General features: G+C 73.3%; 15 protein-coding genes. 8 read left to right on the forward strand and 7 right to left on the reverse strand.

The features are described 5' to 3' along the window. The first annotated feature begins 212 nt into the window (after positions 1-212). The 3 genes from galE to idi all read left to right on the forward strand — a co-directional run bounded on the left by galE (position 213) and on the right by idi (position 3,025). Positions 213-1,184 (forward strand): UDP-glucose 4-epimerase GalE, encoded by a 972-nt coding sequence (galE, locus tag IE177_RS32195; protein ID WP_190019008.1) that lies wholly within the window; start codon positions 213-215, stop codon positions 1,182-1,184. Between the two features lie 131 nt (positions 1,185-1,315). Further along, positions 1,316-2,257: a cation diffusion facilitator family transporter gene (locus IE177_RS32200; RefSeq protein ID WP_190019009.1), complete on the forward strand. Its 942-nt coding sequence runs from the start codon at positions 1,316-1,318 to the stop codon at positions 2,255-2,257. A 174-nt stretch (positions 2,258-2,431) separates the two neighbouring features. Continuing rightward, positions 2,432-3,025, forward strand: a complete 594-nt coding sequence (idi, locus tag IE177_RS32205; protein WP_190019010.1) for an isopentenyl-diphosphate Delta-isomerase — start codon at positions 2,432-2,434, stop codon at positions 3,023-3,025. A gap of 27 nt (positions 3,026-3,052) precedes the next feature. On the opposite strand, the gene IE177_RS32210 is transcribed toward idi, so the two are convergent. Beyond that, complete coding sequence (locus IE177_RS32210) at positions 3,053-3,547, reverse strand: ATP-binding protein (protein WP_190019064.1); 495 nt, start codon at positions 3,545-3,547, stop codon at positions 3,053-3,055. Positions 3,548-3,795: 248 nt separating this feature from the next. On the opposite strand from IE177_RS32210, the gene IE177_RS32215 reads away from it, so the two are divergent. Continuing rightward, complete coding sequence (locus tag IE177_RS32215; RefSeq protein ID WP_190019011.1) at positions 3,796-4,551, forward strand: enoyl-CoA hydratase/isomerase family protein; 756 nt, start codon at positions 3,796-3,798, stop codon at positions 4,549-4,551. On the opposite strand, the gene IE177_RS32220 is transcribed toward IE177_RS32215, so the two are convergent. Both IE177_RS32220 and IE177_RS32225 read right to left on the reverse strand, forming a co-directional pair. Beyond that, positions 4,538-5,173 (reverse strand): DJ-1/PfpI family protein, encoded by a 636-nt coding sequence (locus tag IE177_RS32220; protein ID WP_190019012.1) that lies wholly within the window; start codon positions 5,171-5,173, stop codon positions 4,538-4,540. The genes IE177_RS32215 and IE177_RS32220 overlap by 14 nt on opposite strands. 52 nt (positions 5,174-5,225) lie before the next feature. Beyond that, positions 5,226-6,185 (reverse strand): GlxA family transcriptional regulator, encoded by a 960-nt coding sequence (locus IE177_RS32225; RefSeq protein WP_190019013.1) that lies wholly within the window; start codon positions 6,183-6,185, stop codon positions 5,226-5,228. A gap of 141 nt (positions 6,186-6,326) precedes the next feature. Between IE177_RS32225 and IE177_RS35520 the strand changes: the two genes are divergently transcribed. Continuing rightward, entirely contained in the window at positions 6,327-6,458 is a 132-nt protein-coding gene (locus IE177_RS35520) for an LPFR motif small protein (RefSeq protein WP_014676189.1), read from the forward strand. A gap of 103 nt (positions 6,459-6,561) precedes the next feature. After that, positions 6,562-8,967, forward strand: coding sequence for a Tex family protein (locus IE177_RS32230; protein ID WP_190019014.1), 2,406 nt, complete (start codon positions 6,562-6,564; stop codon positions 8,965-8,967). Between the two features lie 73 nt (positions 8,968-9,040). Here the strand turns inward: IE177_RS32230 and IE177_RS32235 are convergent, their stop codons facing one another. Then, positions 9,041-10,681, reverse strand: a complete 1,641-nt coding sequence (locus tag IE177_RS32235; RefSeq protein ID WP_190019015.1) for an ABC-F family ATP-binding cassette domain-containing protein — start codon at positions 10,679-10,681, stop codon at positions 9,041-9,043. 128 nt (positions 10,682-10,809) lie between these two features. Between IE177_RS32235 and IE177_RS32240 the strand changes: the two genes are divergently transcribed. Continuing rightward, complete coding sequence (locus IE177_RS32240) at positions 10,810-11,727, forward strand: FAD-dependent oxidoreductase (protein ID WP_190019065.1); 918 nt, start codon at positions 10,810-10,812, stop codon at positions 11,725-11,727. A gap of 571 nt (positions 11,728-12,298) precedes the next feature. Here the strand turns inward: IE177_RS32240 and IE177_RS32245 are convergent. Then, entirely contained in the window at positions 12,299-14,251 is a 1,953-nt protein-coding gene (locus IE177_RS32245) for a Xaa-Pro dipeptidyl-peptidase (RefSeq protein ID WP_190019016.1), read from the reverse strand. Positions 14,252-14,440: 189 nt separating this feature from the next. Here IE177_RS32245 and IE177_RS32250 point away from each other — a divergent pair, with 189 nt between their 5' ends. Further along, complete coding sequence (locus IE177_RS32250) at positions 14,441-15,928, forward strand: M1 family metallopeptidase (RefSeq protein WP_190019017.1); 1,488 nt, start codon at positions 14,441-14,443, stop codon at positions 15,926-15,928. Between the two features lie 85 nt (positions 15,929-16,013). Here the strand turns inward: IE177_RS32250 and IE177_RS32255 are convergent, their stop codons facing one another. Both IE177_RS32255 and IE177_RS32260 read right to left on the reverse strand, forming a co-directional pair. Continuing rightward, positions 16,014-16,502, reverse strand: coding sequence for a macro domain-containing protein (locus IE177_RS32255; RefSeq protein ID WP_190019018.1), 489 nt, complete (start codon positions 16,500-16,502; stop codon positions 16,014-16,016). Between the two features lie 42 nt (positions 16,503-16,544). Continuing rightward, the gene (locus IE177_RS32260; RefSeq protein WP_190019019.1) at positions 16,545-18,011 is read right to left on the reverse strand and encodes an amino acid permease; all 1,467 of its coding nucleotides are present in this window, start codon (positions 18,009-18,011) and stop codon (positions 16,545-16,547) included. Positions 18,012-18,138: the final 127 nt, after the last annotated feature.

Genomic DNA, 18,138 nt, shown 5'->3' on the forward strand with positions numbered 1-18,138 from the left:
CGCGCCCTGCCTGCGGCACCGGGGCGGCATGTCGGCAGAGGCTATCCGATGGGCGGAAGTCCGTGTTCACCGGCCGTTCACTGCCCGGTCCGCGCGGGCTGCCCGGGCCTTTGCCGCGATCATCATCGGGGATCCGGCGCCCGGCCCACAAACCCGCCGGGGCAGACCCGGGCATCCGGGACACCGGAGGGCTCGGCATAGGGTGGACGACCATGACGTGGCTGATCACCGGCGGAGCCGGATACATCGGGGCGCACGTGGCACGGGCCATGGCGGGCGCCGGGGAGAGCGTCGTGGCGCTGGACGACCTGTCGGCCGCGGTGCCCGCGCGGCTGCCCGCCGGGGTCCCGCTCGTCGAGGGTTCGACGCTGGACGGGGGCCGGCTGCGGCAGGTGTGCGCCGAGTACGGCGTGACGGGCGTCGTCCACCTCGCGGCGCGCAAACAGGTCGGGGAGTCCGTGGCCGAGCCCACCCGCTACTACCGGGAGAACGTCGGCGGTCTCGCCACGCTCCTGGACGCCGTCGCCGCGGCGGGCGTCCGCCGGCTGGTCTTCTCCTCGTCGGCCGCCGTGTACGGCAACCCGGACGTGGACCTGATCACCGAGGACACCCCGTGCGCCCCGGTGAACCCGTACGGCGAGACCAAGCTCGCCGGGGAGTGGCTGGTGCGGGCCGCGGGGCGCGCCCACGGGATCTCCACGGTGTGCCTGCGGTACTTCAACGTGGCGGGCGCGGCGGCGCCGGAACTCGCGGACACGGGTGTGTTCAACATCGTGCCGATGGTCTTCGACCGGCTCACCCGGGGCGAGGCCCCGCGGATCTTCGGCGACGACTACCCGACGCCGGACGGCACCGCCGTGCGGGACTACATCCACGTGGCCGATCTCGCGGAGGCGCATCTGGCGGCGGCCCGGCGGCTCGCCGACGGGGACCTGTCCGGTGATCTGACGCTGAACATCGGCCGGGGCGAGGGTGTCTCGGTGCGCGAACTGATCACGGTGGTCGGGGAGGTCACCGGGGACCGCCGGGCTCCCGTGGTGGAGGGGCGCCGCCCGGGGGACGCCCCGCGGGCCGTCGCGTCGGCGCGCCGGGCCGCCGAGGTGCTGGGCTGGCGGGCCCGGCGCGGGGTGCGGGAGATGGTCGACTCGGCCTGGCAGGGCTGGCGGCTGCACCACGGCGCCTGAGCCGGAACCGCTCTGACCTGCGCATCGTTTACGCAGGTCAGAGCATATGAATACGGTGTTCAGTACCGCGTTGCCCGCTGCCCCCCGCCCGTAGTTCACTGGCGCCTGTCGGAACACGAAGGGCGGTTGTCATGGGGGCAGGGCACGACCACGGGCACGCGCATTCCCACGCGCCGCCCACGGGTACGGCCACGGCCGCGTACCGGGGGCGGCTGCGCGTCGCGCTGGGCATCACGCTTCTGATCATGGTCGTCGAGGTCGTCGGCGGTGTGGCCGCGGACTCGCTCGCGCTGATCGCGGACGCGGCGCACATGGCGACCGACGCGGTGGGCCTCGGCATGGCCCTGCTCGCGATTCACTTCGCGGCGCGCCCGCCGAGCACCAACCGCACGTTCGGCTACGCCCGCGCCGAGATCCTCGCCGCGCTGGCCAACTGCCTGCTGCTGCTCGGCGTCGGCGGATACGTCCTGTACGAGGCGGTCGAGCGGTTCGTGACGCCGGCGGACACACGGGGCGGTCTGATGATCGCGTTCGGCCTGTTCGGCCTGGCCGCCAACACGGTCTCGCTGGTCCTGCTGATGCGGGGACAGAAGGAGAGCCTCAACGTGCGCGGCGCCTTCCTGGAGGTGGCCGCGGACGCGCTCGGCTCGGTGGCGGTGCTGATCTCGGCGACCGTGATCCTGACCACGGGCTGGCAGCCGGCCGACCCCATCGCCTCGCTGGTGATCGGGCTGATGATCGTCCCGAGGACGCTCAAACTGCTGCGCGAGACGGTGGACGTGCTGCTGGAGGCGGCTCCCAAGAACGTCGACATGGCCCAGGTCCGGGCCCACATCCTGGAGCTGGACGGGGTGGAGGACGTCCACGACCTGCACGCCTGGACCATCACCTCCGGCATGCCGGTGCTGTCCGCGCACGTGGTGGTCAGTTCCGAACTGCTGAACGCCATCGGCAACGAGAAGATGCTGCACGAGCTGCAGGGCTGCCTCGGCGACCACTTCGACGTGGAGCACTGCACCTTCCAGCTGGAGCCGGGCGGGCACGCCGAGCACGAGGCACGGCTGTGCCACTGACCGCGGGCGTCGCCGCAAGGCGCCCGCGGAAGGTTCCCGGCGGCGGCCCCCGGGCACGATGATCACCGGGTCCGGCTTCCGGTGCCGCGCCGCGCGCGAAGGTGCCGGTAAGTGCCGGGAGTGCCGGATTCGTACGGCAGACTTGGGGTGCGAAGACCGAGGCGAAGGATGGGTATGCCGATCACACCTGCCACCGCGACGCACAGCTCGTCGAATGGCACCGCAGAGGCGATTTTGCTGGAACTGGTCGACGAGAAGGGCGTGACGACCGGCACCGCGGAGAAGCTCGCCGCCCATCAGCCGCCGGGGCTGCTGCACCGCGCGTTCTCGGTGTTCCTCTTCGACGAGCGGGGCCGGCTGCTGCTGCAGCAGCGGGCGCTCGGCAAGTACCACTCCCCCGGTGTCTGGTCCAACACCTGCTGCGGCCACCCCTACCCCGGCGAGGCGCCGTTCACGGCGGCGGCCCGCCGCACGCACGAGGAGCTGGGCGCGTCCCCCTCGCTGATGGCGGAGGCGGGCACGGTGCGCTACAACCACCCGGACCCGGCGTCGGGCCTGGTGGAGCAGGAGTACAACCATCTGTTCGTGGGCCTGGTGCAGGCCCCGCTCGCGCCGGACCCGGAGGAGGTCGGGGCCACCGCCTTCGTGACGGCGGCCGAGCTGGCCGAGCGGCACGCCCGCGACCCGTTCTCGGCGTGGTTCATGACCGTGCTGGACGCGGCCCGCCCGGCGATCAGGGAACTGACGGGCGCGTCCGCGGGCTGGTGAACGGTCCGCCCGGGCCGGCGAGGTCCGTCAGGGCAGCGTCGCCGGCTTGAGCGGGACGGCGGCCCAGATCACCTTGCCGCCGCTCGCCGTGTGCTCAACGTCGACCACCCCGCCCGCCTCCCGGGTCACCTCGCGCACCAGGAGCAGTCCGCGGCCGCCCGTCCGGCCGTGGTCGGCCTCCAGGGCGGTCGGGCGGTAGGGGTGGTTGTCCTCCACGGACACCCGCACCCACTCGGCTCCGACGGCCACTTCCACGGCCAGCATCGGCGACAGCAGCGCCGCGTGCCGGACCGCGTTGGTCACCAGCTCGGAGACGATCAGCAGCAGTCCGTGCAAGAGGTCGTCGGAGACCGGCACGCCCTGGCGCAGCAGCAGGTCGCGGACCGCGCGCCGGGCCTGCGGGACCGAGGCGTCGACGGCGGGCGCGGTGAACCGCCACACCCCTTCGTACGGCAGTGGCCCGGCGGGCGGCCCGGCGCCCTCCGCCGGACGTGGGCCGTCCCCGCGCCCGTGGTCGTCCATCGCCCGGTCGCCACCCTCGCGCTCGATTGTCACCACACGTCGAGTGTTGGTAAGGAACCGCTCCAGCCCGCCGGACTGAACACAAGTCAGCTGGTATCGAGCGGTTTCTGACCGACTGCGCATGACATGGGCACGTGTGGGACTGTTCCTGTCCCCCGGGCGCCGGTTCGCGAACTCTTCGGGTTGTACGCGACGGCCCCTCCGGAGCCCCTCACCCCCTGCGCACCCCGGCCGATACGATCCGGCGCATGGAGCCTCATCTGTCGCACCAGGTCGCCGACTCCGTCGCCACCGTGGTCATCCGCAATCCGGCCAAGCGCAACGCCATGACCGCCGCGATGTGGCGGGCGCTGCCACCCCTGCTGGACGGGTTCGCCCGCGACCCGGACGTCCGGGCGCTGGTGCTGACCGGGGAGGGCCGGACCTTCTGCGCGGGCGCGGACATCGGCGCGTTCCAGGAGTCGCTGGAGGAGCCGCAGCGCCTCGCGGTGGCCGCCGAGGAGGCTCTGGCGGCGTTCCCCAAGCCGACCGTCGCCGCGGTGCGCGGACACTGTGTGGGCGGTGGGGCGCAGCTCGCGTCGGCCTGCGACCTGCGGCTGGCGGAGGAGGGCGCGCTGTTCGGGGTGACCCCGGCGCGGCTCGGCATCGTCTACCCCTCGGCCTCGACCCGGCGGCTGGTGTCGCTGGTGGGACCGGCCACGGCCAAGTACCTGCTGTTCACCGCCGAGTTGATAGACGTCCAGCGTGCTCTGCGCACCGGTCTCGTGGACGAGGTGCTGCCCGAGGGCGAACTGGACAAGAGGGTCGCCGAGCTGACCCGGACCCTGGCGTCGCGCTCGCGACTCACCCAGGCCGCGGCGAAGGAGTTCGCGAACGGCCGGACCGATCGCGACGGCCACTGGGCCGCACAGGCGCGCGGCAGCGGCGACACCGCGGAGGGGGTCGCCGCGTTCCTGGAGCGCCGGCAGCCCCGGTTCACCTGGAGCGTTTCTACGCCGGACTGAAGCGGCCGCCGGTGCGGAACTCCGCCACCAGGTGAGCGGGCGCCTTTTCCGGGGAACCGGCGTCGTACGGCGGCTGCGGGTCGTACTCGGTCAGCAGCTGGACGGCCTGGGCGTGTTCGTCGCCCGCGATCCTGCCGACCAGGGTGAGGGCCATGTCGATGCCGGCGGAGACGCCGGCGGCGGTGACGTACTTGCCGTCGGTGACGACCCGCTCCCCCGTCGGCTCGGCGCCGTACTCCTTCAGCAGGTCCAGGGCGGCCCAGTGGCTGGTGGCACGCCGGCCCCGCAGCAGGCCGGCGGCGCCGAGCAGCAGCGAGCCCGAGCAGACCGAGGTCGTCCAGGTGCTGGTCTCGTCGACGGCGCGCAGCCACTCCAGCAGGGCCGGGTTGCGCAGCTGCCCGAACGTGCCGGGGCCGCCGGCGACCACGACGACGTCGGGGCCGGTCACCTCGTCGAGGGCCCGGTCCGCGGTGACGGCGAGGAAGCCCGTGTCGGTGCGGACGGGGCCGGGCCGCTCGGCGACGAAGTCGAGCCGCACGTCCGGCAGGCGGCTGAGGATCTCGTAGGGCCCCACGACGTCCAGGGCGGTGAAGCGGTCGTAGACGACCATGGCGATCCGCACGGGTGTTTCCTTCCGGTGGGTGTGGGTGTGGGTGTCCGGGTGGACGGACGCTTCAGTGGGCGGGCGCCGGACGGAAGCGCCTGCGGTATTCGGTGGGCGGAGTGCCGAGCGATCTGAGAAACGCGCGCCGCATGGCCTCGGGAGTCCCGTAGCCGCTGGCGCGGGAGATCTCCTCGATACCGCCGGAGGTGTCCTCCAGCAGCCGGCGGGCGTGTTCCAGGCGGACCCGGTCGACGTAGCGGCCGGGCGTCGTGCCGGTCTCCTCCCGGAAGGCGCGGGCGAAGTGGCGCGGCGAGAGCCGGGCGCGGGCGGCGAGCGACTCGACCGTCAGGTCCCCGGCGGGGTGCTCGCCGATCCACCGCTGGACCTCTCGGAGGGGTTCGCGCCGCGCGGTCTGGGCGGCGAGCTGGGCGCTGAACTGCGCCTGGTTGCCGGGCCGGCGCAGGAAGACCACCAGGTGCCGGGCGATGGCGAGGGCGACGTCGCGGTCCAGGTCCTCCTCGACGAGCGCCAGGGCCAGGTCGATGCCGGAGGTGACGCCCGCGGAGGTGGCGATGTGGCCGTCGCGGACGTAGATCGGTTCGGGCTCGACCCGCACGGCGGGATGGTCGCGGGCGAGCTTGTCGCAGTAGGCCCAGTGGGTGGTCGCCCGGCGCCCGTCGAGCAGGCCCGCGGCGGCCAGCAGGACCGACCCGGTGCACACGGAGACCAGGCGCCGCACACGCGGACCGTGCGTGCGCAGCCACTCGGTCAGCCGCGGATCGGGGCTGCGGGTGCCCTCGCCGCCGGGGACCAGGAGGGTGTGCGGGCCGGGTTCCCCGGTCAGCGCCCCGTCCGGTACGAGGGTCAGGCCGCTGGAGGTGCGCACGGGGCCGCCGTCCAGGGAGGCCGTGCGGATGCGGTACGTCCCCGGCGTGTGCTGCTCGGCGCCGGTGAACACCTCCAGCGGGCCGGTGACGTCGAGGCTCTGCACTCCGTCGAAGAGGACGAGGAGAAGGGTGCGCTGCGGCATGCCTCCGATTCTTCGGCGCCCGCCGGACGGCCGCAACGACGTGTTTCCCACCTTTTCCGCCATGCGGGGATTGCGGGGCGGCCCGCGGAGGTACCCGCTCTCCGTCCGGTCACCGGGACCGGACGGAGAGGAGACGGTCTCGTGTTCCGTGCCATCGCAGACGTGCTGCGGCAGATCGGCGGCGCCATCGCCACGGTGGTCACCCTTCCCTTCCGGGCGCTCGCCCGGCTGTTCGGCGGGGCGTCGTCCTCGGCGCGCGGCAGCCGGGCCTGAACCGGGTGGCGGCGCCTCGCCGTGCGCCGCCCTGATCCCCGTAAGCCGGTGTCACCTGCCACAATTGCCGCGCAACCTCAGTGGAGAAGGCGGTACGGGAATCGTGACGACACCCGGGGTCCTCGGAGCAGGGTCCATCGAAGGCAGGATCGCCGACGAACTCGGCGTACGCGAGCGGCAGGTGAAGGCCGCGGTCGAACTGCTCGACGGCGGTTCGACGGTGCCCTTCATCGCCCGCTACCGCAAGGAAGCGACCGAGATGCTCGACGACGCGCAGCTGCGCACGCTCGAGGAGCGGCTGCGCTATCTGCGGGAGCTGGAGGAGCGGCGGACCGCGATCCTGGAGTCGGTGCGCGAGCAGGGCAAGCTGACCAGGGAGCTGGAGGACCGGATCCGGGGCGCCGAGACCAAGGCGCGTCTGGAGGACGTCTACCTCCCGTTCAAGCCGAAGCGGCGCACCAAGGCGCAGATCGCCCGGGAGGCCGGACTGGAGCCGCTGGCCGACGGCCTGCTGGGCGACCCGACGGTGGAGCCGCTCGCGGCCGCCGCCGCGTTCGTCGACGCCGGCAAGGGCGTCGCCGATCCGCAGGCCGCGCTGGAGGGCGCGCGGGCGATCCTCACCGAGCGGTTCTCGGAGGACGCCGACCTGATCGGCGAGGTGCGCGAGCGCATGTGGGTGCGCGGGCGGCTGTCCGCGAAGGTGCGCGAGGGCAAGGAGGAGGCGGGCGCCAAGTTCGCCGACTACTTCGACTTCGCCGAGCCCTTCACCGAGCTGCCCTCCCACCGCGTCCTGGCGCTGCTGCGCGGTGAGAAGGAGGAGGTCCTGGACCTCGTCCTGGAGCCGGAGGAGCCGACGGAGGGCCCGTCCTCGTACGAGGGCATCGTGGCGCACCGCTTCGGGATCGCCGACCGGGGCCGCCCGGCCGACAAGTGGCTGACGGACACCGTCCGGTGGGCCTGGCGCACCCGGATCCTGGTGCACCTCGGGATCGACCTGCGCCTGCGGCTGCGGACGGCCGCCGAGGACGAGGCGGTGAACGTCTTCGCCGCGAACCTGCGCGACCTGCTGCTGGCCGCGCCGGCCGGCACGCGCGCGACGCTGGGCCTGGACCCCGGTTTCCGCACGGGCGTGAAGGTCGCCGTGGTCGACGCGACCGGCAAGGTCGTCGCCACGGACGTGATCCACCCGCACGTCCCGGCCAACAAGTGGGACGAGGCGATCGCCAGGCTGGCGCGGCTCGCGAAGGAGCACGCGGTCGAGCTGGTCGCGATCGGCAACGGCACCGCCTCCCGCGAGACCGACAAGCTCGCCGGCGAACTCATCGCCAAGCATCCGGAGTTGCAGCTCACCAAGGTGATGGTCTCGGAGGCGGGCGCCTCCGTGTACTCGGCGTCGCAGTACGCCTCGCAGGAGCTTCCCGACATGGACGTCTCGCTGCGCGGCGCCGTGTCGATCGCGCGGCGGCTGCAGGACCCCCTGGCCGAGCTGGTGAAGATCGACCCGAAGTCGATCGGCGTCGGCCAGTACCAGCACGACCTGTCCGAGGTGAAGCTGTCCCGCTCGCTGGACGCGGTCGTCGAGGACTGTGTGAACGGCGTCGGCGTGGACGTCAACACCGCGTCCGTGCCGCTGCTCGCGCGGGTGTCCGGCGTCTCGGCGGGCCTGGCCGAGAACATCGTCGCGCACCGGGACGCCAACGGGCCGTTCAGGTCGCGCCCCGAGCTGAAGAAGGTGGCGCGGCTCGGCCCGAAGGCGTACGAGCAGTGCGCGGGCTTCCTGCGGATCCGCGGGGGCGACGACCCGCTGGACTCCTCCAGCGTGCACCCGGAGGCCTATCCGGTGGTGCGCCGCATGGTCAAGACCACGGGCCAGGACGTGGCCTCACTCGTCGGCAACACCGGTGTGCTGCGCTCGCTGCGGCCCGCCGACTTCGTGGACGACACCTTCGGTCTGCCGACCGTCACCGACATCCTGAAGGAACTGGAGAAGCCGGGCCGCGACCCGCGTCCCGCGTTCAGGACGGCCACCTTCAAGGAGGGCGTGGAGAAGATCTCCGACCTGGCCGCCGGGATGGTCCTGGAGGGCGTCGTCACGAACGTGGCGGCCTTCGGCGCGTTCGTGGACGTCGGTGTCCACCAGGACGGTCTGGTGCACGTCTCGGCGATGTCGAAGACGTTCGTCAAGGATCCGCGGGACGTCGTGAAGCCGGGTGACATCGTCAAGGTGAAGGTCGTCGACGTGGACATCCCGCGCAAGCGGATCGCGCTGACCCTGCGCCTGGACGACGAGGCCGCTCCGCAGGGGCAGGGCGGTGGCCGGCCGCAGCGCGGCGCCCGTCCGCCCCAGCAGCGGCAGGGGGGCCAGGGCCAGCGGCAGGGCGGCGCCCAGGGCCAGCGGCAGGGCCGTTCCGGCGGCGACCGGGGCGGCCGTCAGGCGCCGGCTCCGGCCAACAGCGCGATGGCCGACGCGCTGCGCCGCGCGGGTCTGCTCGACCCGAAGAAGCGCTGACCGGCAGGGGCCGGAGCCGCCCGGCTCCGGCCCGCTCGCCGTCCTGGTCGCCGTCCTGGTCGCCGGGCGTGCCCTACCGCTCGGTCACCTTGCCGGACGCCACCTCCAGGCGCCGGGTCACCCGGACCGCGTCCAGCATCCGCCGGTCGTGGGTGACCAGCAGCAGTGTGCCGTCGTAGGCGTCGAGGGCCGACTCCAGCTGCTCGATGGCGGGCAGGTCGAGGTGGTTCGTCGGCTCGTCCAGGACGAGCAGGTTGACGCCCCGGCCCTGCAGCAGGGCGAGGGCGGCGCGGGTGCGCTCGCCCGGCGAGAGGGTCGCGGCCGGGCGCAGCACGTGTTCGGACTTCAGGCCGAACTTGGCGAGCAGGGTGCGGACCTCGACGGGCTCGGTGTCGGGCACGGCCGCGCAGAAGGCGTCGAGCAGCGTCTCGGGGCCGTGGAAGAACCCCCGGGCCTGGTCGACCTCGCCGACCAGGACGCCGGAGCCGAGCGCCGCGTGGCCGGAGTCGAGGCTCACGCGGCCCAGCAGCACGCCGAGCAGGGTGGACTTGCCGGCCCCGTTGGCTCCGGTGACCGCGACCCGGTCCGCCCAGTCGATCTGCAGGGACACCGGGCCGAAGGCGAAGCCGCCGCGCCGGACCTCGGCGTCGCGCAGGGTCGCGACCACGGCGCCCGAGCGCGGGGCGGACGCGATCTCCATGCGCAGTTCCCACTCCTTGCGCGGCTCCTCGACCACCTCGAGGCGTTCGATCATGCGCTGGGTCTGCCGGGCCTTGGCGGCCTGCTTCTCGCTGGCCTCGCTGCGGAACTTGCGGCCGATCTTGTCGTTGTCGTTGCCCGCCTTGCGCCGGGCGTTCTTCACGCCCTTGTCCATCCAGGTGCGCTGCATCTGGGCGCGGTCCTGCAGGGCGGCCTTCTTGTCGGCGTACTCCTCGAAGTCCTCGCGGGCGTGCCGGCGGGCCACCTCGCGCTCCTCCAGGTAGGCGTCGTAGCCGCCGCCGTAGAGGTTGATCCGCTGCTGGGCGAGGTCGAGTTCGAGGACCTTGGTGACGGTGCGGGTGAGGAACTCGCGGTCGTGGCTGACGACGACCGTGCCCGCGCGCAGGCCGGTGACGAACCGTTCGAGGCGTTCCAGGCCGTCCAGGTCCAGGTCGTTGGTGGGCTCGTCGAGCAGGAAGACGTCGTAGCGGGAGAGGAGGAGGGAGGCGAGGCCGGCGCGGGCCGCCTGGCCGCCGGACAGGGAGGTCATCGGCTGGTCCAGGTCCACGGCGAGGCCGAGGGAGTCGGCGACCTCCTCCGCGCGCTCCTCCAGGTCGGCGCCGCCGAGACCGAGCCAGCGCTCCAGGGCGGTCGCGTAGGCGTCGTCGGCGCCGGGGGCCGCGTCGACCAGCGCCTGCGTCGCCTCGTCCATGACGCGCTGCGCCTCGGCGACGCCCGTGCGGCGGGCGAGGAACTGCCGGACGGTCTCCCCCGGCCTGCGCTCCGGCTCCTGCGGCAGGTGGCCGACGGTCGCGGCCGGCGGGGACAGCCGGAGCTCGCCCTGCTCGGGGGCGGTGAGCCCGGCGAGCAGGCGCAGCAGCGTGGACTTGCCCGCGCCGTTGGCGCCGACCAGCCCGATCACGTCGCCGGGCGCGACGACGAGGTCGAGCCCGGCGAAGAGGGAGCGGTCGCCGTGCCCGGCGGCGAGGTTCTTGGCGACGAGGGTGGCAGTCATCAGACGCCGATCCTAATGGGCCGCCGGACGGGCCACGGCCGGGCCGCCCCTGGTACTCCGGCGCCGGCACCCGGGGCGGCCAGGTGCCGGGCTATCGTCCTGACGTGGACAGCGAGCCGAGTGCTGAAGTGATCGTGGTCGGAAGCGGAGTCGCCGGGCTGACGACGGCCGTGGTGCTGGCCGAGTCCGGGCGGCGGGTGGGGGTGTGGGCGCGGGAGCCCGCGGGGCGTACGACCTCGGCGGTCGCCGGCGGGCTGTGGTGGCCGTACCGCATCGAACCGGAGCCGCTGGTGGGTGGCTGGGCGCTGGAGTCCCTCGCGGTGTACGGGGAACTGGCGGCCCGCCCGGAGGAGACGGGCGTGCGGATGGCCGACGGCGTGCACCGGGGGACCCGGCTGGACGGGCTCGGCGCGTGGGCGGGCCGGGTGCCGGGCCTGCGGGACGTGGCCGAGGGGCTGGCGGCACGGCTGCCCGTCGTCGACATGCCGGCGCATCTGGCGTGGCTGCGGGAGCGGCTGGCCGCGGCGGGCGGGACGGTGACGCGTCGGGAGGTGGCCGACCTGACCGCGGTACCGGCTGCCGTCGTGGTCAACTGTTCGGGCATCGGGGCCCGTTCGCTGGTACCGGACCCGGGTGTGCGTCCGGTGCGCGGGCAGCTGGTCGTCGTGGAGAACCCGGGGATCACCACCTGGTTCACCTCCGTCGACCACTCCTCCTCGGCCTCGACCTATGTCATCCCGCAGCCCGGCCGGCTGCTTCTCGGCGGCACGGCGGAGGAGGACGACTGGTCACTGGAACCGGACCCGGACACCGCCGCGGCGATCCTCGCCCGCTGCGCGGCGGTGCGGCCGGAGATCGCCGGGGCCAGAGTGCTCGGCCACCGGGTGGGGCTGCGCCCCGCCCGGGACGCGGTACGGCTGGAACGGCGGCTGCTGCCGGACGGGCGGGTGCTGGTGCACAACTACGGACACGGCGGGGCCGGGGTGACCGTGGCCTGGGGCTGCGCACGGGAGGCGGCCGAACTGGCGTTCCCGGCGGCCGCCTGAGCCGCTGGCCGTGTCCGCGGAGTCGCGTCGTTCCCCCACAGGGCGGGCGTCGCGGCGTCCCGTGCGTGCTCTCGGCGTGCCGGCCGGATGCCCTCGTACCGGGCGTACTCGGGCATGCGGCCGGTGCGGCGAGAGTGCGTGCCGGGCGCCGCGACGCGGGCGCGGCTTCGCGGACACGGCCTGGCCCGCGGGGATGTGCCGGACGGTGCGCGGGGCACGGAGCCCGTCCAGGGTGGCCGGCGCGGGCGTGGCCGGTGGTGGCCCGGGCGAGAGACGTTGCCCCGACGACCGGCGGAAGTCCCGTCCGCGCCTCGGCCCCCTCGCCGTGCCCCGCGGGCGGCCAGGCGGGCGTTCCCGGCCGCCTGAGCCGCCCGCCCGCGGGGATGTGTGTGCGGGGCGCGGTCCCCGCGCAGGACGACCGGCGCGGGCGCGGCCGGGAGCCGGTCGGGGAACCGGCCGAAGCCGCCCGCCGCCCCGCCGAGCGCCCCCGCGCCCGCCGGCGCCGCCGTGCGCCCCGGCCCCGCCCTGCGCGCGGAACGCGGCCGGCCGGCGTCCCGGCCGCCCGAGCCGGTCAGCCCGCCGGGATGTGGCGGACCGTGTGCGGGCCGCGGACGCCGTCCAGGGTGGTCGGCGCGGGCGCGGCCGGGGCGTGGCCGGCGGTGGCCCGGGTGAAGGCCGCCGCGCCGCCGGTGAGCGGGAGTGCCGCCCGCGTGCCCGACAGTGTCAGCGTGAGCGTCGGCCTCGTCGCCGGAGGGTCGATGAGGTCCTTGTCCGTGCCGGCGACGATCAGGGCCAGGCGGTGGCCCTTCGGGACGACGTGGTCGGTGGCCGCGAGGTCCAGGGTGATCGTGTACGGCTTGCCCGGGGTGAGCGGGACGCCCTTGCCGAGGGAGGCGTAGTGGCCGAGGTCGGCCCAGCCGCGGCTGAACACGGTGTAGTCGACGGCAGCCGTCTTCGCCCTGGTCTCCTTGAAGCAGGCGCTGTCCCCGGCCGTGCTCGCGCCCCAGCAGGTGCGGTCGGTGAGCGTGGTGATGCCCTCGCCGCGGTCGGCGTAGTCGCGGATGGTGTCCGGGCCGAGGTCCACCAGGACCGCGGACAGGTGGGCGGAGGCGGTGGTCGGGGTCGCGGTGACCGTCACCCGGGAGGAGCCGGACAGGCGCAGGCCGTGGGTGAGCGGTGCCGTGAGGAAACCGGCCTTCTCGGGGGTGGACGCGGTCAGGTGCGCGGCCCAGTCGCCCTCGCCCAGGCCGGGGTCGTCGGTGAGGGTCTCGGTGCCGCCCGCCGGACGCAGGCCGAGCGTGCCGACGCCGGCCCGGGCGCCGGGGGCGGGGTGCAGGACGGTGACGCGGGTGCCGCGCGGCGGCCAGGACCGGGACGTCACCCACTGGCCGGGGTGGCGTTCGACGTCGGCCACCGGGGCCCGGTCGACGCCGTTGTCGTAGCCGAGGAGTTCGTGGTCGAACCAGCGGTGCAGGGTGTCGACCCAGGCGCCGCGCCGGTAGTCGAAGGGGTCGACGTGCCCGGTCTGGGACAGCCAGAGCTTGCGCTCGACACCGTGTGCGGCGAGGGCGTCCCACCACTGGCCGAAGTGCTTGGTGCGGACGTTGAGGTCCTGCATGCCGTGCACGGCGAACACGCTGGCGCGCACCCTGGCCGCGTCCTCGACGTAGTCCCGCTCGGTCCACAGCGGGGTCCAGTCGCCGCTGCGCGGGCTGCCGTCGGCGAGCTTTCGGTGCACGGCCGCGCAGTGGGAGCGGGCGTCGTCGCTCTCGACGTAGCCGGCCAGTTCACCGGGGCCGCCGTCGTAGAGCGGGGCGCCCTGGGCGAAGTAGTAGTCGTACCAGGAGGAGATGGCGCTGATCGGGACGATGGTCCTGAGGCCCTTGACGCCGGTGGCGGCGACGCCGTTGGCGATGGTGCCGTCCCAGCTCTTGCCGATCATGCCGGTCCTGCCGTTGGTCCAGCCGGCCCGGACGGGGGTGCCGCCGGTGCGGCTGGTGTACGCCCGGGCCCGGCCGTTCAGCCAGTCGACGACGGCCTTGGCGGACTGCACGTCGGAGCGCCCGCCGACGTCCACGCAGCCGTCGGAGCGGTTGGTGCCCGCCAGGTCGACGCCGACGAAGGCGTAGCCGCGGGGCACGAAGTAGTTGTCCAGGAACAGCGGCATCCGCACGACGCGGCCGTTCGCGTCGTACGTCTTCACCTGGCTCTCGTTGCCGCGCCCGCAGCAGGAGTAGTACGGGCTCGCGTCCATGATGACCGGCACCTTGCGGCCCTGCCGGGCGGGTTCGGCGGGCCGGACGATGTCGGCGGCGACCCGGTCGGTCCGCCCGTCGCCGTCCTCGTCGAGACCCGTGTCGACCCAGACGGACTCGCGGACGGCACCGGCGTAGGAGTAGACGGGCCGGCTCTCGCGCGGGGGCGCGGCCCGGGCCGTGGACGGGGCGAGGAAGAGCGCCGTCAGGACGGCGACGGCCGCTGTCGCGAGCGTTCTCCGGGTCGTGAAGCGCGTGCGTTTCGGCATGCGCGGACGGTACTCCGGTCAACTCTTCGGCAGAAGAGGGCATCTGAGTGACCCTCGGGTGCCCGTGACGGCTGAATGGCGATCGTGTGACAGCAGGGGCCATGGACAGGTCAGGTGCCCCGGGGACTGAATAGGCTCCGGACGGACTTCTGACGAACGGACCGAACGTCCCGACGACTTGGAGCTGACGTGCACCGCAGACTCATCGCACCGGGCGCACTCGTGGCGGCCTCCCTCCTGCTGGCGATCCCGGCATCGGCCGCGAGCCACTCCCCCGGTGCGCCGGGCATCGGCGACCCCTACTACCCGTACTACGGCAACGGCGGCTACGACGTCTCCCACTACGACCTGAGGCTGCAGTACCAGCCGAAGACCGACGAACTGCAGGGCACGGCGACGATCCTGGCGCGGACCACGCAGGACCTCTCCAGCTTCGACCTGGACTTCCTGCTCGACGTCAGCGAGGTGCGGGTCAACGGCGCCAAGGCGGCCTTCGCCACCGCCGGCCAGCACGAACTGGTCGTCACCCCGAAGACGCCGCTGGCCAAGGGCACGGCCGTCACGGTGGTCGTCCGTTACAGCGGGGTGCCGTCGGCGAAGAGCGCGTACGGCTTCACCACCTGGCACCGCACGCCGGACGGCGCCGTGGCGGCCGACGAGCCCGAGGCCGCCTGGTGGTGGTTCCCCAGCAACGACCACCCTCGCGACAAGGCCACCTACGACGTGTCGGTCGCCGTGCCGGACGGCACCCAGGCCATCTCCAACGGCACGCTGCAGTCGAGCGTGTCGAAGCTGGGCTGGACCCGCTACAACTGGCGGCAGAACAAGCCGCAGGCGACCTACCTGACCACACTCGCGCTGGGGAGGTTCGACATCACCACCGGCACCTCCGACGGCGGTGTGCCCGTCGTCAACGCCTACAGCAAGGACCTGGGCGACAACGACGGGGCCGCGCGGGCGAGCGTGGAGCGCACCGGGGAGATCGTCGACTGGCTGAGCGGATACTTCGGGCCGTATCCGTTCGGTTCGGCGGGCGGTTACGTGCCGAACACCACCACCGGGTACGCGCTGGAGACCCAGACGCGCGTCTACTACAGCCCCAAGCAGTTCGCGGGCGGCTCCAACACCTCGGTGGTCGTGCACGAGCTGGCCCACCAGTGGTACGGCGACGACGTGTCGCTCGAGGACTGGAAGGACATCTGGATCAACGAGGGATTCGCGCGGTACGCGCAGTGGCTGTGGTCGGAGCACGAGGGCGAGGGCACCACCCGCGAACTCGCCGACTACGTGTACGCCTCCCACCCGGCGGGCGACGCGTTCTGGACGGTCGCGCCGGGCGACCCGGGCGCCGACAACCAGTTCGACATCGCCGTCTACGACCGCGGCGCCCTCGCCATCCAGGCGCTGCGCGACGAGATCGGCGACGACGCGTTCTTCGCCGTCCTGAAGGGCTGGCCGAAGGAGCACGCGTACGGCAACGCCTCGGTGGCGGACTTCCGGAAGTACGCCGAGCGCGTGTCCGGCAAGCCTCTGGCCGCGCTGTTCGACACCTGGCTGTTCCAGCCGTCGAAGCCGGCCGCGGGCACGGGGCGGTCCCTGGCCCGGGCGGCGGCGCCCGCGGTGCGGCCGAAGTCCTGGAAGAGGATCGAGGCGACGAACGCCGTGCACGGGCACTGACGCCCGGGGCTGCCGCCCCCGGCCGGCCGTCCGCGCCGCCGCCCACCGGCCCGGCGCGGACGGCCGGCCCGTGCGGGCCCTCGGGTCAGCCGCCGCCCTCCCCGTGGTCGTACACCGTCACCGGGATCCCGCGCCGCACGAGCCGCTCGGTGACGAGCGGCTCCACGCGGGACCACTTCCCGCCGGCCAGGCCGCACCCGATGCGGGGCATGTGCACGGACGCGCCGAGCCGGGCCGCCTCCCCGGCGAGCCGGCCGAGAGCGGTGTCGATCGCCTCGTAGCGGACGGGGACGCCCTCGCTGCCGGTCCTGATCCCGCGCTGGCCGATCATGTTGGCCACCCACAGCTGCCGCTCGACCCGGACCAGCCGGACCGCGCCCAGGCCGAAGTCGTTGTGCGCGCGGTCGCGGTGCCAGGCGCGGAAGTCCGCCTCGGGCTCCGGCCAGCGCCGGGAGAGCGCCAGCACGAATCCCTTGCCCCATCCGCCGATGTCGTTGCAGACATGGGCGATCACCCTGGGGCCCTTGGCCGAGGGGGCGGTGGCGTCGCCGCGGACGTAACGGATCTCCGGCATGACGCCACCGTAGGCGGTGCCACTGACAGTGGCACCGGGCCGCTACTTCGTCAGGCGGGTCAGTTCCTCGTCGGTGTTCCGGGAGACGCGGCGGCGGACGCCGTACCAGCCGGCGGTCAGCAGGAGGGCGACCAGCGGGATGAGCAGGAGGGTCTTGCGGCCGACCTCGGGGTCGTTCCACATCATGCCGAGGCACACCAGCAGGAAGACGATCGTGGCGATCTCGGTGACGGGGCTGAACTTCAGCCGGAAGCGCGGCCGGGTCACCAGGCCGGCGCGGGCGCGGCGGACGAAGACCAGGTGGCAGATCATGATGATCACCCAGGTGCTGATGATGCCGAGGGAGGCGACGTTCAGCACGATCTCGAAGGCCTGGCTGGGCATCAGGTAGTTCAGGCCGACGCCGAGCACGCAGACCGCGCAGGTCAGCAGGATGCCGCCGTAGGGGACCTGGCTGCGGTTCATGCGGGCGGTGAACTTCGGCGCCGAGCCGGCCGTGGCCATCGAGCGCAGGATGCGGCCGGTGGAGTACAGACCGGAGTTCAGCGAGGACATGGCGGCGGTCAGCACGACCAGGTTCATCACGTCGCCGGCCGCCGGGATGCCGATCTTGGACAGGACGGTGACGAACGGGCTCTGGTCGGCGGAGTACACCGAGCCGGGCAGCAGCAGGGCGAGCAGCACGACGGAGCCGACGTAGAACAGGCCCACGCGCCACATGATCGAGTTCACCGCGCGCGGGACGACCTTCTCCGGCTCGGCGGTCTCACCGGCGGCCACGCCGACCAGCTCCAGGGCGGCGTAGGCGAAGATCACGCCCTGCATCACCAGGACGACCGGCATCATGCCGTGCGGGAAGACGCCGCCGTGGTCGGCGATGACGCTCAGGCCCGGCTTGGTGCCGTCGACGTCGTGCTGGGTGGCGAGCAGGAAGATGCCGACGAACATGAAGCCGACCAGGGTGGCGACCTTGATGATCGCGAACCAGAACTCCATCTCGCCGAAGATCTTCACCGAGATCAGGTTCACGGCGAGGACCACCGCGAGGGCGATCAGCGCCAGCAGCCACTGCGGGACGGCCGTGAACAAACTCCAGTAGTGCGTGTACAGCGCGATCGCGGTGATGTCGGCGATGCCGGTGGTCGACCAGTTGAGGAAGTACATCCAGCCGGCGACGTAGGCGCCCTTCTCGCCGAGGAACTCGCGGGCGTAGCTCACGAAGGACCCGGAGGACGGCCGGTACAGGACCAGCTCGCCGAGGGCCCGGACGACGAAGAAGGCGAAGACGCCGCAGACCAGATAGGCCAGGGCGAGCGCCGGGCCCGCGTTGTGCAGACGGCCGCCGGCGCCGAGGAAGAGGCCGGTGCCGATGGCTCCGCCGATGGCGATCATGTTGACGTGGCGGGCCTTGAGGTCCTTGCTGTAGCCGGCGTCGCCCGCGTCGGCGGGCGTGGCCGCCGCCTGGGGACTGTCGGTGGCCTGTGCCGGTTCCACGGCTTCCTTGCTCACGGGTGGTTCCACTTCCTGGTGCGCCCGGGCTTCATGGGCCCGGGGTTCGTGCAGGTCCTGGCCCGCACCACCCTTGTGTCGCGGTACAGACCAAGGCAGCAGCTTCCCAGATGGATCAGCGGTATGC

The sequence above is a fragment of the Streptomyces lucensis JCM 4490 genome, from assembly GCF_014650035.1.
GTDB classification, from domain to species: Bacteria; Actinomycetota; Actinomycetes; order Streptomycetales; family Streptomycetaceae; genus Streptomyces; species Streptomyces lucensis.